General features: G+C 58.0%; 13 protein-coding genes and 2 pseudogenes. 11 read left to right on the top strand and 4 right to left on the bottom strand.

Features of this window, described 5'->3' with window-relative positions:
* The first annotated feature begins 5 nt into the window (after positions 1 to 5).
* From ACIO0C_RS02630 to ACIO0C_RS02620, 3 genes are read left to right on the top strand one after another with little or no spacing between them, the layout of a single operon-like run.
* Positions 6 to 1,658, top strand: coding sequence for a bifunctional 3-(3-hydroxy-phenyl)propionate/3-hydroxycinnamic acid hydroxylase (locus tag ACIO0C_RS02630; protein ID WP_401307415.1), 1,653 nt, complete (start codon positions 6 to 8; stop codon positions 1,656 to 1,658).
* A 14-nt stretch (positions 1,659 to 1,672) separates the two neighbouring features.
* Entirely contained in the window at positions 1,673 to 2,521 is an 849-nt protein-coding gene (locus ACIO0C_RS02625) for a VOC family protein (RefSeq protein ID WP_401307413.1), read from the top strand.
* Between the two features lie 44 nt (positions 2,522 to 2,565).
* The gene (locus tag ACIO0C_RS02620; protein ID WP_401307410.1) at positions 2,566 to 4,047 is read left to right on the top strand and encodes an aldehyde dehydrogenase family protein; all 1,482 of its coding nucleotides are present in this window, start codon (positions 2,566 to 2,568) and stop codon (positions 4,045 to 4,047) included.
* Between the two features lie 100 nt (positions 4,048 to 4,147).
* Here the strand turns inward: ACIO0C_RS02620 and ACIO0C_RS02615 are convergent, their stop codons facing one another.
* Together ACIO0C_RS02615 and ACIO0C_RS02610 are read right to left on the bottom strand one after the other, a co-directional pair.
* Positions 4,148 to 4,330 (bottom strand): hypothetical protein, encoded by a 183-nt coding sequence (locus tag ACIO0C_RS02615; protein ID WP_401307407.1) that lies wholly within the window; start codon positions 4,328 to 4,330, stop codon positions 4,148 to 4,150.
* A gap of 45 nt (positions 4,331 to 4,375) precedes the next feature.
* Positions 4,376 to 4,795, bottom strand: a complete 420-nt coding sequence (locus tag ACIO0C_RS02610; protein WP_401307404.1) for a hypothetical protein — start codon at positions 4,793 to 4,795, stop codon at positions 4,376 to 4,378.
* Between the two features lie 47 nt (positions 4,796 to 4,842).
* Here ACIO0C_RS02610 and ACIO0C_RS02605 point away from each other — a divergent pair.
* Both ACIO0C_RS02605 and ACIO0C_RS02600 read left to right on the top strand, forming a co-directional pair.
* A pseudogene (locus ACIO0C_RS02605) lies at positions 4,843 to 5,457 on the top strand (HAMP domain-containing protein); the annotation flags it as partial.
* 336 nt (positions 5,458 to 5,793) lie between these two features.
* Positions 5,794 to 6,327: a methyl-accepting chemotaxis protein gene (locus ACIO0C_RS02600; RefSeq protein WP_401308043.1), complete on the top strand. Its 534-nt coding sequence runs from the start codon at positions 5,794 to 5,796 to the stop codon at positions 6,325 to 6,327.
* A gap of 25 nt (positions 6,328 to 6,352) precedes the next feature.
* On the opposite strand, the pseudogene ACIO0C_RS02595 reads toward ACIO0C_RS02600, so the two are convergent.
* Positions 6,353 to 6,676: pseudogene (locus ACIO0C_RS02595) on the bottom strand (transposase); the annotation flags it as partial.
* 355 nt (positions 6,677 to 7,031) lie between these two features.
* The gene (locus tag ACIO0C_RS02590; protein ID WP_401307401.1) at positions 7,032 to 7,904 is read right to left on the bottom strand and encodes a DNA-binding protein; all 873 of its coding nucleotides are present in this window, start codon (positions 7,902 to 7,904) and stop codon (positions 7,032 to 7,034) included.
* Positions 7,905 to 7,982: 78 nt separating this feature from the next.
* Between ACIO0C_RS02590 and ACIO0C_RS02585 the strand changes: the two genes are divergently transcribed.
* The 6 genes from ACIO0C_RS02585 (at position 7,983) to ACIO0C_RS02560 (ending at position 14,541) form a co-directional block, all read left to right on the top strand.
* Positions 7,983 to 9,074 carry a site-specific integrase gene (locus tag ACIO0C_RS02585; RefSeq protein ID WP_401307399.1) on the top strand — a complete coding sequence of 364 codons (1,092 nt, stop codon included), beginning with the start codon at positions 7,983 to 7,985 and terminating at the stop codon, positions 9,072 to 9,074.
* Positions 9,075 to 9,316: 242 nt separating this feature from the next.
* Positions 9,317 to 10,168: a sugar phosphate isomerase/epimerase family protein gene (locus tag ACIO0C_RS02580; RefSeq protein ID WP_401307396.1), complete on the top strand. Its 852-nt coding sequence runs from the start codon at positions 9,317 to 9,319 to the stop codon at positions 10,166 to 10,168.
* A gap of 14 nt (positions 10,169 to 10,182) precedes the next feature.
* Positions 10,183 to 11,253 (top strand): isopenicillin N synthase family dioxygenase, encoded by a 1,071-nt coding sequence (locus ACIO0C_RS02575; protein WP_401307393.1) that lies wholly within the window; start codon positions 10,183 to 10,185, stop codon positions 11,251 to 11,253.
* Between the two features lie 46 nt (positions 11,254 to 11,299).
* A complete protein-coding gene (locus ACIO0C_RS02570; protein WP_401307391.1) occupies positions 11,300 to 12,094 on the top strand; it encodes an ABC transporter substrate-binding protein in 795 nt (264 codons plus the stop codon).
* Positions 12,095 to 12,158: 64 nt separating this feature from the next.
* A complete protein-coding gene (locus ACIO0C_RS02565) occupies positions 12,159 to 13,706 on the top strand; it encodes an amino acid ABC transporter permease/ATP-binding protein (RefSeq protein WP_401307388.1) in 1,548 nt (515 codons plus the stop codon).
* A gap of 46 nt (positions 13,707 to 13,752) precedes the next feature.
* Entirely contained in the window at positions 13,753 to 14,541 is a 789-nt protein-coding gene (locus ACIO0C_RS02560; RefSeq protein ID WP_401307385.1) for an SDR family oxidoreductase, read from the top strand.
* Positions 14,542 to 14,596 lie beyond the last annotated feature (55 nt).

Raw genomic sequence — 14,596 nt, 5'->3', positions numbered from 1 at the left:
CAAAAATGACAACCCTTACAGTGAATACTGACGTACTGATTATCGGTGCCGGCCCGACAGGGCTCACGTTGGCCAACCTCCTCGGGCAGGCTGGCGTGCACACCACCATCATTGATCGCAAAGCCGGCACTGTGACTGAACCGCGCGCCGTCTCGATCGACGATGAGTCACTACGAACCATGCAGGCAGCGGGACTGGATGAAGCTGTATTAGCGGATGTTGTCAAAGGCTATGGCGTCCACTATTTCGACAAACCCGGTGGACGATGCTTTGGCAAGGTCGAGCCCGTCGGCAAGCAGTACGGCTATCCCAAACGCAACGCGTTCCGCCAACCACTGTTTGAACGTACCCTGATGCATGGGATGGAGCGCTTCCCAAGCCTGACTCAGCTTTTCTGCCATGAACTGATCGACTTTACCCAAGACGCCTCGGGCGTTCTCGCTCGAGTACAAAACAAGGCCGGTGAAACGGTTGAGGTGCACGCCCAGTACATGGTTGCCTGTGATGGCGGCAGAAGCCCGGTTCGCAAACAACTGGGTATCGATATGGTGGGCTCCAGCTTCAAGTCCCGCTGGCTGGTCGTGGATCTGGATCAGGACGATGACCCGTTCTGGCAGACTCGTGTGTATTGCGATGCTCAACGCCCCGTCGTCGAAGTGCCCGGCCCTCATCAGACACGTCGCTTCGAATTCATGCTCAAGAATGACGAGACTGATGAGCACATGCTCAGCGACGCCAGCCTCAGCAACTTGTTGCGGCCGTTCCGGGGTGAAAAAGCTTATTCGCTGGTACGGAAAGTGGTCTACACCTTTCATGCCAGGGTCGCCTCACGCTGGCAGGCCGGTCGCGTATTTCTCGCCGGTGACGCTGCACACCTGACCCCACCCTATGCGGGTCAAGGCATGAACAGCGGCGTGCGCGATGCGCATAACATCGCATGGAAGCTCGTGGCGGTGCTGCGCGGGCAAATGGCGCCAAGTGCCCTCGACAGCTATGAAAGCGAGCGCCGCGACCATGCCTGGGCACTGATCAAGCTGGCATTGAATCTAGGGTTCGTCATGGCGCCTGCTTCGACCTTGCGTGCCAAACTCATTACCAGCACTTTCCGCGTGATCGGGTTGATCCCGCCACTGCGCGATTACTTTTTGCAGATGAAGTTTAAACCCAAGCCTCGTTTTACCCAGGGTTTGGTGTTATCCGAAGGTAAGGCCGGCAACCTGCGCGCCGGCATAATGTTGCCGCAGCCGACACTCTTCGACTCACAAGGCGGCGGACAACTGCTGGATGAGTACGTCGGCCCGGGTTTTGCCTTGATTCAATTTGGCGACCTTCACAGCCAACGCATGGATCAATTGCAGCACCCGCTCTGGGACCATCTGGATGTCAAGCGCATCGTGATCATTCCCAAGCATTCTGTGATGCCGCCGCCCTTGCCGGGGTTAACGATCGTGCACGATCGCAACGGTGAGTTAAGTGCAGTGTTTGCAGAGGCCAGCACCTTTCTGCTGCTACGTCCCGACCGATATGTTGCCGCCATATTCAACCAGGCTCAGGAATCAGAAACAGCTCAGGCCCTTCAGTCCGTGTTGGGCATTGCAGAGACTGCAACGGTCGCCGTCGCTGCTGCCAATACCCCTCATTCCCTAGTTACTCTTTGATCGCGGAGTTCTCCATGATGACCCTTCAGACTTCGACCCCTGCCCAACTTTGCTATCTGCATCTGGCAAGTAAAGAACCTCAACGCCAGGTAGATTTCTATACGCGAATGATGGACATGAGCGCCTTGCCACAGGCAGACGGCAGCCAGGTGATGCGCGGACCTAAACGCGCGGTAATCATTTCTCCAGCCGATCACAGCGGCTTGCTGGCCGCTGCCTACAATCTTCACTCCAGCGCCAAACTGGACACGCTGCGTCAGAGCCTCGCTGAGCGTGGCTGTCAGGTCGACCCCGTGACCTCACCGTTGCTTGAGTCGGGCGCGTTTGCCATTCGGGATCCACAGGGTCGCCAGACAATATTTGGCGTAGCACTTCCCGATAAACGTGCTGAACCGCAGGGCATGCCGTCGAGATTGCAGCACGTTGTATTCCAGACAACCGAGCTTGAGGCGATCGTCGACTTTTACGTCAACACCGTTGGTTTCACCATTTCCGACAACGTGGTCGACCAAGAGACCGGTCAGCTCATGGTGTGCTTCTTACGCTCCGACGACGAGCATCACTCCCTCGCCTTTTTCCGCGGCTCGAAGAATGAATGGGACCATCATTGCTACGAAACCAATGAGTGGAATGACATTCGTGATTGGGGCGACCGGTTTGCCAAGGAACGCATCAGCATTTTCTTCGGCCCCGGCCGCCATGGCCCGGGTAACAATCTGTTTTTCATGGTGGTCGATGCCGATCGAAACCGACTGGAATTCTCGGCCGAACTTGAACTGGCGCCGGCAGATCGAGAAGCCGGCGAATGGCCGCAAAGTGAACATACACTGAACTCCTGGGGCCGCGCCTGGATGCGAACCTGACATTGCACTGCATTCACCACCATTCAATTTATCGAGTTGCCTAAATGAATAACCAGACCGCACCCGCCCCATTTGCCATTCAAGGCCACCAATACATTAACGGCCGCTGGCAACCAGGGCGTTCAATGAAACGCTTGGACAATCGTAATCCCTTTAACGACGAACTCCTGTTGGAAATGCCGCTCGCCTCAGTCGGCGATCTGGATGAAGCCTACCTGGCGGCCGAAAAGGCGCAGCTTGAGTGGGCTGCTCTACACGCAGGCCAGAGGGTTTTGTTGCTGGAAAAGCTTGCAGTTATCGTTGCGCAGCGCAGTGAAGAAATCATCGACTGGCTCATCAAGGAGTCAGGTAGTACTCGAATCAAGGCTGGTATCGAGTGGCAAAGCACGCTGAATCTGGTCCGAGAATGCGCGAGCATGCCAATGCAAGTAGAGGGTCGAATCTTGACTAGCTACAAGCCAGGCGAACAAAGCTTTGTGTTCCGTGACCCACTTGGCGTAGTGGGGGTGATCAGCCCATGGAATTTTCCGCTTTACCTGAGCATGCGCTCTATTGTTCCGGCCTTGGCATTAGGCAACACCGTAGTGCTAAAACCTGCGAGTGATACCGCTGTCAGCGGCGGATTGTTGATCGCCTACCTACTCGAGGCGGCGGGTTTCCCCGCGGGTACCATTAACGTTGTAGTGGGCGCCGGATCGGAGATTGGTGACGCCTTCGTGGAGCATCGAGTGCCGAGGTTGATCTCGTTCACCGGTTCTACGGATGTGGGGCGTAACGTCGGGCGAATCGCCACGGGCGGCAAGTACATCAAACGCGTTGCCCTTGAACTCGGTGGCAACGCCCCACTGGTGGTGTTGAATGATGCCGACTTTGAAGTGGCGGCCCACGCAGCCGTGGTCGGCCGTTTCTTGCACCAAGGACAGATATGCATGAGTGTCAACCGGGTGATTGTTGATCGCTCACTGTACCCAGCCTTTGCAGAACTTGTGGTGGAGAGGGTCAGCAAACTGAAGGTGGGTAATCCCAACGATCCGGATACCGTGATTGGGCCTGTAGTCAATCAGTCGCAGCTGAATGGCCTATTACGCAAGATTGATCAGGCGCACAGTGCAGGTCTGACTCAACTGTACGGCGCTTCAGCCAACGGCCTGTTACTCCCCCCGCATGTTTTTGGGAACGTCAAAGCCTATGACGCCTTGGCAGTAGACGAAACATTTGGCCCGCTGTTACCAATGCTCGTAGCCGACGATGAGGCGCACGCCTTGATACTTGCGAATGCCAGCGAGTATGGGTTGTCCAGTGCGGTTTTCACCAAGGACATGGCACGCGGGTTACAGTTCGCTCGTGGCATCGTCGCCGGTATGACTCACATCAACGATATCACCGTCGATGACCAGCCAAACGCGCCCTTCGGAGGCGAAAAGAACTCCGGGCTAGGACGTTTTAATGGTCACTATGCCGTTGATGAATTTACACGAGCGCATTGGGTTACCTGGCAGCCAGGTGGTCAACGATACCCTTTTTAATGCACAACGCGATCAGCCCCTGCAGGGCTGATTGTTATGTAAGCCGACAAGCCGAGTTGGCATTGTTCGTCATCTCCGCCCAAGGCAGCTACCTGAGCCTCTATAGACATGATGCTTTGTTTATCGACAGTATTTGGGGGGGAGTAACATCATCTCCCAACGCCGCCTGGAAAGGGCAACCAACATTATTCTTGTACGTTTCGATGTAGTGCCCCGGAAATTGCTCGTCCAGCTCCTGAATGCCCTTGGGCACTTCGTCTTTCTCTTCACTGGTCATATTCATATGCCCTCGATATAGGCTTCAGTCGGATTGTAAGAATTAACTTCCTCATGCCAAAAATGTAGACAAACGCTGGACAGCGGCCGGGGCAGGACGGCCAACCTGAATGGTGTCGAGTGTGGTGGGCAAATGACATGGCGCGCAGTAACTGATGGCCGAACCAGTGCAAATCTTCGGGAAGACGTGGAAGAAAAACTTTTCATGGTTCGCCGTAATAATGAGGTTGCGACGTTCAAGCTTGGGTTTTGGAGCGCTCTCGAAGCCTTCGCAAACTTCGACAAGTGAATCAAAGCTACCCGGGTAGCAAGTGATCGGCTGATCGTTTTCAGCACGAAGCAGTTTACACATCACGGCAGAACAGGTGCGCGGCAATTTCTCATACTCAGAAAGGCCCAGGGCACGTCTCGCCAGTTTTCTCACCGACTCCGCAATACCGGGAGTTCCATCAGGATGAGATTGACACAACATAATTTTGTTTCTGATGAAAATGCCCCTTCAATAAAAAGAGAATAACGATGAAGAATTCGCTCGTAGGCAAAATGATGGTGACGCTCACATTGGTCATGCTTTGCATTTCATTCGTTGTTGCAACGCTCAATTATCAATTCACCTCTGGTGAGTTGAGCAGGCAACAGCTGAAGCAAACCACTGCATTACTTGAGCTCGCGGCCCAGTCACTCAGCGAGCCACTCGCGACGGGAAATCAGGCTCAGATAGATAATCTGCTCAATGAACTGTTACGAGCACCCGACGTTACTCGACTGACGGTACGTGATTCCCGTACGCAACTTTCAACCTCTGCCCACCAAGAACACTCAGCAAATATCGTATTAACGCTCAACACACAGGTAATGCATCAAGGGCATTCTCTAGCTACTTTGGAGGTCGAATTCAACAACCAGGCACTCAAAGCAACCTTGAAAACAGTATTGCTGCAAAACCTGGTAGTCACCGGAATATTGTTATTCGCTACGTTAGTGACGGTATGGCTACTGACGCGGCATCACATTCTGCGACCGGTCAAAGAGGTCAGCCAGAGTCTGGCGCAGATCGCACGCGGTGAAGCTGACCTCAGCAAACGCCTGGATGCCAGTCGCCATGATGAAATTGGTGAGTTGGCTGGCAACTTCAACCGGGTGCTTGAACCGCTGGCGAACCTGATCGCCGATGTCGGTCGCGTCTCCACGGCGCTCGATCGACATGTCAGCGAAATGGACAAAACCACTGCTCAGACCTCGCACGCTACAGCCCAGCAGGTTCAACAGGTCGAATCCGTAGCCGCTTCCGTACTGCAACTCGCTCGAGCCGCCAGCCAAGTTGCCAAACACGCCTCGAGCACTAGTGCACAAACAGGTGAGTCGGCCGCCCATGTCTGCGAAGGAAACTTTCTGATGGACTCCAACCAGCAAATGGTCGGACGCTTGGAGACGCAGATCGCCCATACAGCTCTGAAACTGGGTGAGTTGATGCGAGACAGCGAGGGGATCGGTACGATGGTTGTCAGTATTCGTGGGATCGCCGAGCAGACCAACCTCCTGGCCCTGAACGCTGCCATCGAAGCCGCACGAGCCGGCGAGCAAGGACGAGGGTTTGCCGTGGTCGCTGACGAAGTCCGGGCGTTGGCGCTGAAGACTCGTCATTCGACCGAAGTCATTGAAAATATCGTCACCCAGTTACAGAGCACAGCGCGTGAGGCGCGAGATGCCATGGATAGTTGTCAGAATGCACTGCAAGATGCGGTGGGTGCTTCGCGTCAAGTCGGCGAGTTCCTGACGCAAATCAGCCAAAGCATCCAGGGCATCAATGATATGAACCATAAAATTGCTATGGCAGCTCAAGAGCAAAGCACTGTCGCAGAAACGGTAAACGAAAACATCATCACCATTCACCGCCTGAGTGATGGCATCTCCCTTTATGTCAATGACCTGACTAATGGCGCACGACTCCTCAATGAGCAACGTCAGTTGCTGCGCCACAGAGTGGGATCTTTCAAGATGTAAAGTGTCGTGTATGGCCCGAACGATCACTAAATCCTTCACCTTTGACTAGGCCTGCGTCCATACAGCGACGCAGCACTTCATTGAACAACCAGCGAAACAGATCGCTGTCCCGGAAACGGCCGTGTCGACTCATGAAAAAAGTCGAGTGATTAGGGCTTTCATCTTCAAGATTCAACCGGCAGTACCAGCGATACGCCAGGTTCAAATGCGCCTCCTTGTACCGCCGCCGCTCGGATCTAATACGGTAGCCACAGCCCATGATTAGCATACGGATCATCAGTTCAGGAAGATTCGAAAAATGCCTAACTGGGCTGTAGAAATCTGTGAGGTAATGCCGCAAATCGCTCAGATGGGTAATTACACGGCCTTGCCCACCCATTTGCATTCGGCTTGACCAATCATTTGCATCGGACTTCACCAGCACTATTCGGGGATATGACCGGCAGAGAATGATCATAGCGGTACAAGCGGTCATCGAGTGGCTACAGATCAAGGTCAATTCATCTCGTCGAAGTGCCCGCCCTGGCCGTTTGAGCGCTAGCCGCGCTAACCGGTTTGTATGGCTTGCCCCTTTTGCCTTGTGGAGCGAGCCTGCTCGCGATGATCGCCAACGATGACGCGGGCTGTCTGAATCCCGGCGTGTCCGGGCGTTTTTCGCGAGCATGCTCGGTCCTACAACAAGGGTGCAAACGACAGCGCAGGGCTCAGCCTGAGCCCTGCGCCGCCGGCGTTTTGCGTACACGCGCCTTTCGCTTGGCGGGTGGTGCTTCGCGCATCTGGATCAGTTGCTGCTCCAGGGTATCGGCACGGGCCTGCTGCGCTGCGGCGCGTTGCTGGATTTGACTGGACTCGGTCTGGACCGACTCGATTCTGCGTTGCAACTGCTCGACTTGCCGGCCGGCGGCCTTGAGTTGGATCGCCATCGCCTTGCCCTCCTCCCGCGCACGGTCGACCTCGCGGTGTGCACGATCCTCGACCCCGCGCACGTAGCGCTCTTGTGCGACGCGCTCCTGCTCGGCCTTTACCCGCAGCGCTTGTAGATCCTGCTGTAATGCCTGGTTGTGCTGCTGAGTTTCACGGCGCTCGTGCAGCAAACCTTCACGCTGCTGTTGCAGATCCTCGATCTGCGTTTGGCGCTGGGACAACAGCAGCTCCAGATCTGCCAGACGCAACTCCGCTGCCTGGCGCCCGGCCAACGCCTCCGCCGCCTGCTGGCGAAACTGTGCCGCGTCCTGGCGCGCCTGATCCTCGATTTCGGCGACCCGCTCGCGTTCTGCGATCAATATTTTGCGTTGTTCCACCAACCCCTGTTCGGCGACGCCCTGCGCCAGGTGAATCGCCTGCTGCCACACCGCGACAAACGCTTGTGAGACCTCGCCGGGCAGCGCCGGCAGGCGGGTCTCGCCGCTCAGTCGCTCGGCCAGGCGCGCCCACCATTGATCGAGCAAACCACCGACCCGCGCCGGGCTGCCGCGCCCCAGTTCCAGGCGTACGCGCTCGACGGTCGGGCGTTCGCCGCGGGCCAGCACCGCATCCGCCGCCGCAAACACGTCGTTTTCCGGTACCCCTACTGCCATGGCCCACCTCCGGTTATATTAGGTCTGATAATGATAGATTATCCGACGTTATTTTTTTAATAATGGAATTATCATACGTTGAACGTATTAAATATTACAGATCAATTGCCGTTGGTAGACGAAACCCCGCTAAACCCGCATTCCCTGGCGATCAACGCCCAGGAAGCGGCGGCGGCCTTTCTCGCTGCCGGCACCGCGGCCAATACCGTGCGCAGCTACCGCAGCGCCTTGACCTACTGGTCGGCGTGGCTGCAATTGCGTTACGGCCAGGCATTGGGTGACGCGCCGCTGCCGACCACAGTGGCGGTGCAGTTTGTCGTTGATCATTTGGCCCGCCCCCTGGTCGACGGCGGCTGGACTCACCTGTTACCGCCCGGCATCGACGCGGCGCTGGTCAAGGCACGCGTCAAAAGCAAACCCGGCGCCCTGGCGTACAACACGGTCAGTCACCGCCTGGCCGTGCTGGGCAAATGGCACCGGATCAATGGCTGGGACAGCCCCACCGAAGCAGCGGCGTTGAAGACCCTGTTGCGCGAAGCACGCAAGGCCCAGTCACGCCAGGGCATCTCGGTGCGCAAGAAAAACGCGATCGTGCTGGAACCGTTGCAGGCCCTGCTCGCCACCTGCACCGATGGCGTGCGCGGCATTCGCGACCGCGCCCTGCTCCTGCTGGCCTGGAGCGGCGGCGGGCGGCGCCGCTCGGAAGTGGTGGGCCTGCAAGTGGGTGATGTGCGCCAACTGGATGCCGACACCTGGCTGTACGCCCTGGGCGCGACCAAGACCGACACCGGCGGCGTACGCCGTGACAAGCCACTGCGCGGACCTGCGGCGCAGGCGCTGGCGGCCTGGCTGAAGGCGGCGCCGGCGCAGGAGGGCCCGCTGTTTCGGCGGATGTATAAAGGCGGCAAGGTCGGGACCGCAGGCTTGTCGGCTGACCAGGTGGCCCGCATTGTCCAGCGCCGGGCCAAGTTGGCGGGTCTTGAGGGTGATTGGGCGGCGCACAGCCTGCGCTCGGGGTTTGTCACCGAGGCCGGTCGCCAGGGGGTACCGCTCGGCGAAGTCATGGCCATGACCGAACACCGCAGCGTGACCACCGTGATGGGTTACTTCCAGGCGGGCTCACTGCTGAACAGCCGAGCCACATCGCTGCTCGGGGATGAGGAGTCGTGAACACCAGGCCATCAGCACCCCGTGTAGCTTGGGACTCTTCAAAATGATGCCGTAACAGTGGCATCTCTCGCTAATCCTCAACGTAGACGCCTATTCGCCTCTTGAATCCCGCCTGGAAAGCGGGATAAGTAGCCAGCTATTTGTTGATGAAAGTATGAAGTATCGATTTGATTTTTCCGATTCTTTGACGCCGTCGCCTATGCCTAACATCGGCTCCAGAGCGAACGAGCCGAGGATCACCGATGAAGCTGGGAATTTTCCGCACGCTGTGGGGCTACACCGCCAGCAAGGCCCAGGCGCTTGATGAGTTGCTGCGGGCGGGCTTTGATGGCATGGAAGCGCGCCTGCCACTGGATGCCGGTGAACGAGCCGAGTTTGGCGCGTTTCTCCAGGCCAATCGCCTGAGCTATATCAGCACGGTCTTCACCGCCTACGACGTACTGCCGGACCAGTCGGCGTCCCCTGCCGTTCATCTGCATGACCTCGACCGGAAACTGGCCTGGGCCGCCGAACTCGGCCCACGGTTTGTCAACGTGCTGGCGGGCAATGATCGCTGGACCTTGGCGCAACAAGTGGAGTTCTTCGGCCAGGCACTGGAACTGGCGCGCAAGCACGGCCAGGTCTGCAGTTTTGAAACCCACCGCTCGCGCTCGCTGTTCAACCCCTGGGTGACCCTGGAGTTGATCCGGCAACTGCCCGATCTTTTATTCACCAGCGACATCAGCCATTGGGTCGTGACCTGCGAGCGCCTGTTGAATGACCCGGCCGATGACCTCAGCGCCTTCGTCGAGCGGGTCCACCATATCCAGGCGCGGGTCGGCTATGACCAGGGCCCACAGGTTCCGCACCCGGCGGCCCCCGAATATGCCAAGGAACTGGCTTTCCATCAGCAGCACTGGGAAAGCATCTGGCGCTCGCAGCAAGCCCGCGGTTACCAGGTCAGCACCCTGACCCCGGAATTCGGCGCCGACGGCTACCTGCATCATCTGCCCTTCACCAATGTCCCGGTGGCCGACCTGTGGTCATTGAACGTGTGGATGGGCCAGACCGAGCGCGAACACTTCGAGCGTTTCCACCTCTCAAACCATCCTTAGGGAGCCCACGCGTCATGCCTGACAATAAAAATAAAAGCATCAGCACTGACACACACAAAGCCAACTTCAACAGCATCCCGGTGGTCAACATCGCCGGCCTGTTCAGTTTTGAATTGGAACACCGCCTGGCCGTGGCCGAACAATTGGGGCGTGCCGCCAGTGAGGTCGGGTTCCTCTATATCACCGATCACGGTATCGATCCGCAGTTGATCGCCAATCTTCGCAAGGCAGCCAAGGACTATTTCGACCAGCCCCTGGACGCCAAGATGCGGCACTACATCGGCACCTCACAATCCCATAAGGGCTTTGTACCCGAAGGCGAAGAGGTGTATTCCAAGGGCAAGCCGGACCACAAGGAGGCCTTCGACGTCGGCTTCGAAGTCCCGGCCGATGACCCGCTGGTGTTGGCCAACACCCCGCTGCTGGGGCCCAACGACTGGCCGCCGCTGGCAGGTTTCAAGGCTGCGGTTTCGGCCTACTATGAAGCGATCTTCGCCTTGGGTCGGCGCCTGTTCGCAGGCTTTGCCCTGACCCTGGGCCTGGAAGAAAACTACTTCGACAGCCTGGTCACCCGTCCGCCGTCAAAACTGCGCCTGATCCACTACCCCTTCGACGGTGCCGCCCATGACGCACCGGGACTTGGCGCCCATACTGATTACGAGTGCTTCACCATCCTCCTGGCCGACAAACCGGGCCTTGAGGTGATGAACAACCTCGGACAGTGGATCGATGCACCACCGATCGCCGATGCCTTCGTGGTCAACATCGGCGACATGCTGGAAGTGATGACCGCAGGCGCCTTCGTTGCCACCGCGCACCGGGTGCGCAGCGTGAAGGAGGAGCGTTACTCCTTCCCGCTGTTTTATGCCTGCGACTATCACACCCAGATCAAGCCGCTGCCCGGATTCGCCCAGGCAGGCAATGACTACGAAGAGATCACGATCGGCGAACACATGTATGGCCAGGCCCTGCAGACCTATCAATATCTGCGCCAGCGAGTGGCCAACGGGGACGTTCAACTGCCAGGCAAGGCACGCAAGCCCGCCAGTTTCGGACACCTGAAAAATCAGGCGCAAGCGTCCTGATTGAAGTTTTCAGCTACACCCCTACCTACGCCGGAGTCAGTAAAAAATGAAAAACAATAAGAAAAACCTGTTGGGCCTGGCTGTATTGGCCGCCGGTATGCTCGCTGCCTCAGTGAGCATGGCCGCGTCAGATACCTTCAAGGTCGGCATGGAAATCACCTACCCGCCTTTCGAGTCCTATGACAAGGACAAGAACGTGGTGGGTTCGGACCCTGAAGTGGCAACGGCGCTGGCCAAGCACATGAGCGCCAAGGTGGAGTTCATCGACACCAAGTTCCCGAGCCTGATTCTCGGCCTGAACTCCGGCAAGTACGACGCAATCATTTCCGGCATGTACATCACGCCGGAGCGCCAGACCCAGGCCCAGACCATCGCCTATGCCAACACCGGTGCCGCGGTCATGGTGCCCAAGGGCAGCGAGATCAACGCGAAAAAGCCTGAAGACCTGTGCGGCTTGAAGCTGGGCCTGGAACAGGGCACTACCTGGGTCAAGGAATTCAGGAAGCTGTCCGATGAATACTGCGTGCCCAACAACAAGGGCGCCATCACCGTCAGCGAATACCCCTCGGCGCCCGAAGTGACCCAGGCCCTGTTGTCCAAAAACATCCAGGCCCAGGTTGAAATCGCCGGTGCCGCAAAAATGATCGCGGAAAAGACCAATGGCCGGGTAGTGATCACCACCGAGCACCCGATTTACCAACAAACCCTGGGCATCTTCGTCAAGAAAGGCAACGACGAGACGTTCCAGGCCGTGCAAAAGGCCTTCGAGGAAATCAAGAAGAGCGGTGAGTACGCAGCCATCCTCAGCAAATATGGCCTGGAAGAACCGACCGCAAACTAAGAACCTGTCCTTGTAGTCTGGTCATCTGCCTCCCCTGCACGGGGGCGGCAGATCGAGGTGCCCCATGCAATTCGATTGGTCGTATTTCTTATCCCTGTTTTCCCTGCCGGACTTCTGGAAGGCCTGCGTCACGGTGGTCCAGCTCAGTGCCCTGGCCTGGTTCATCGGCATGCTGCTGGGCTTTGTCCTGGCCACCGCCAAGCTGTCCCACTCGCCTTTGCTGCGCATTCCTGCAGCGGTCTATATCTGGTTCTTCCGCAGCATCCCGCTGCTGGTGCTGGTGGTCTTCGTCTACAACTTGCCGCAGCTGTTTCCCGGTAGCGGGCCGATCCTGTCCAACCCCTTCTACTCGGGCTTGCTGGCCCTGGTGGTCACGGAAGCGGCGTACATGGCGGAAATCCACCGTGGTGGCCTGATCTCCGTGGCCAAGGGGCAAAAGGAGGCCGGACGCGCCCTGGGTGTCGGCCTGTTCGGCATGCAGCGCCTGATCGTGATCCCCCAGGCGTTCCGTATCTCGCTGCCGACCCTGATCAATGAATACATCACGGTGGTCAAGCTGACGTCGCTGGTCTCGGTCATCTCCCTGACCGAAATCCTCACGGTCGGGCAACGCCTCTACGCCACCAACTTCCTGGTCATGGAAACCCTGGCGGCGGTTGGCGTCTACTACGTGTTGATCGTCACCGTGTTCGGCTTTTTCCTGCAGCGCCTGGAGCGCTACCTGGACCTGAACTTCCGCAAGCCGCACACCCTCGATGACGCCGCCGTGGCCAGGTTCAGGGCCTGCGCCGAAGCCTTGCCCGACAGTGCGCGCAAAGCGGCCGGCAACAATACGACGCCCATCCTGCAATTGAAGAACATCCAGAAAAGCTACGGCACGCACAAAGTGCTGCTGGGCATCGACCTGAATGTCGACTACGGCCAGGTGGTCTCGATCATCGGGCCATCGGGTTCCGGCAAGACGTCGCTGATCCGCACGGTCAATGGCCTTGAAAGCATCGATACCGGCGACATTTCGTTGTTCGGCGAAAAATTCATCGAAGCCTCGGACAAACCCAACAGCGCCCGCCTGCGCAAAGGCGTGCGGCACATCGGCATGGTGTTCCAGAACTTTAACCTGTTCCCGCACCGCACCATCCTCGACAACGTCACCCTGGCACCGCGTTACCACGGCCAGCCGGGCGAGCTCAGTGAACATCGTGCGTATGCGCTGCTGGACAAGGTCGGCCTGCTGGCCCACGCCCACAAGTACCCGCACCAGCTCTCCGGTGGGCAGCAACAGCGCGTGGCGATCGCTCGGGCGCTGGCCATGGAGCCGCAGATCATGCTGTTCGACGAACCGACCTCGGCCCTCGACCCGGAACTGGTCAACGACGTACTCAACGTGATCCGCGACCTGGCCAGGGAAGGCATGACCATGCTGATCGTGACCCACGAAATGGACTTCGCCATGTCGATCTCCGATCGGGTGATCTTCATGGAGAACGGCAATATTCAACTCGATGCCGCACCTGACACCATCCTGTGCGATGCCGAAGGAGAGAGAGTGCGGCGCTTTATGGGGATCGCTGCCCGATCGCCAAACCTGTCTACAACGGTGGATCACGCGTGAACAGCCAACCATTTGCCTTGAGCTTCTTACTGTCAGGAAAACACCCATGAACCTTGGAATAGCAGGACGCTGGGCGCTGGTGTGCGCTGCCAGCAAAGGCCTGGGTAAAGCCTGCGCCCAGGCGCTCGTCAGCGAAGGCGTGAACGTGGTGATCACCGCCCGCGGCGAACAGGTGCTCATTGAAACAACACGTCAGCTCAGGGCGATGAATCCTGAAGTGACTGTCATCGCCGTCGCCGGAGACATTTCAACGCCTGAGGGTCGTGCAGCAGCCCTCGCGGCCCATGAGCATTTCGATATCCTGATCAACAACGCTGGCGGCCCTCCTCCCGGGGATTTCCGCGAATGGAACCGCGACGCCTGGCTCAAGGCGCTGGATGCCAACATGCTCACCCCGATCGAGTTGATCAAGGCAACGGTCGACGCCATGGCGACACACGGATTTGGCCGAATCATCAACATCACCTCGAGTGCCGTGAAGTCGCCTATCGAAAGCCTGGGCCTGTCCAACGGCGCCCGCAGTGGCCTGACGGGGTTTATCGCAGGGCTTGCCCGGCAAGAAAACATTGCCAGTCGCAATGTGACGATCAACAACCTGCAACCGGGCTCATTCGACACCGATCGACTGCGTGACAACCTGGTCGCCGCAGCCGAAGAGTTGGGGCAAGACAGCGAGGCATTCCTCGGCGAATGCCGCAGCGAAATTCCTGCCAAACGCTTCGGCTCACCCGAGGAGTTCGGTGCACTTTGCGCCTTCGTCTGCAGCAGTCATGCGGGCTACCTGACCGGGCAGAACCTGTTGATTGACGGAGGGGCCGTTCGCTCCAGCCAGTAAACACGGCAGGCACAATGGGAGCGGATGGCATGGATGCTTTCGCTATTCGCCCCTG

Source organism: Pseudomonas sp. NPDC087336 (assembly GCF_044744285.1).
Lineage (GTDB): Bacteria > Pseudomonadota > Gammaproteobacteria > Pseudomonadales > Pseudomonadaceae > Aquipseudomonas.
This window is presented reverse-complemented; position numbering and strand designations above follow the sequence as displayed.

Excerpts from the sequence above, each read along its gene's own strand:
- ACIO0C_RS02630 (WP_401307415.1), top strand. The coding sequence starts at position 6 with ATGACAACCCTTACAGTGAATACTGACGTACTGATTATCGGTGCCGGC.
- ACIO0C_RS02625 (WP_401307413.1), top strand. The coding sequence starts at position 1,673 with ATGATGACCCTTCAGACTTCGACCCCTGCCCAACTTTGCTATCTGCAT.
- ACIO0C_RS02620 (WP_401307410.1), top strand. The coding sequence starts at position 2,566 with ATGAATAACCAGACCGCACCCGCCCCATTTGCCATTCAAGGCCACCAA.
- ACIO0C_RS02615 (WP_401307407.1), bottom strand. The coding sequence starts at position 4,330 with ATGAATATGACCAGTGAAGAGAAAGACGAAGTGCCCAAGGGCATTCAG.
- ACIO0C_RS02610 (WP_401307404.1), bottom strand. The coding sequence starts at position 4,795 with ATGTTGTGTCAATCTCATCCTGATGGAACTCCCGGTATTGCGGAGTCG.
- ACIO0C_RS02600 (WP_401308043.1), top strand. The coding sequence starts at position 5,794 with ATGCGAGACAGCGAGGGGATCGGTACGATGGTTGTCAGTATTCGTGGG.
- ACIO0C_RS02590 (WP_401307401.1), bottom strand. The coding sequence starts at position 7,904 with ATGGCAGTAGGGGTACCGGAAAACGACGTGTTTGCGGCGGCGGATGCG.
- ACIO0C_RS02580 (WP_401307396.1), top strand. The coding sequence starts at position 9,317 with ATGAAGCTGGGAATTTTCCGCACGCTGTGGGGCTACACCGCCAGCAAG.
- ACIO0C_RS02575 (WP_401307393.1), top strand. The coding sequence starts at position 10,183 with ATGCCTGACAATAAAAATAAAAGCATCAGCACTGACACACACAAAGCC.
- ACIO0C_RS02570 (WP_401307391.1), top strand. The coding sequence starts at position 11,300 with ATGAAAAACAATAAGAAAAACCTGTTGGGCCTGGCTGTATTGGCCGCC.
- ACIO0C_RS02565 (WP_401307388.1), top strand. The coding sequence starts at position 12,159 with ATGCAATTCGATTGGTCGTATTTCTTATCCCTGTTTTCCCTGCCGGAC.
- ACIO0C_RS02560 (WP_401307385.1), top strand. The coding sequence starts at position 13,753 with ATGAACCTTGGAATAGCAGGACGCTGGGCGCTGGTGTGCGCTGCCAGC.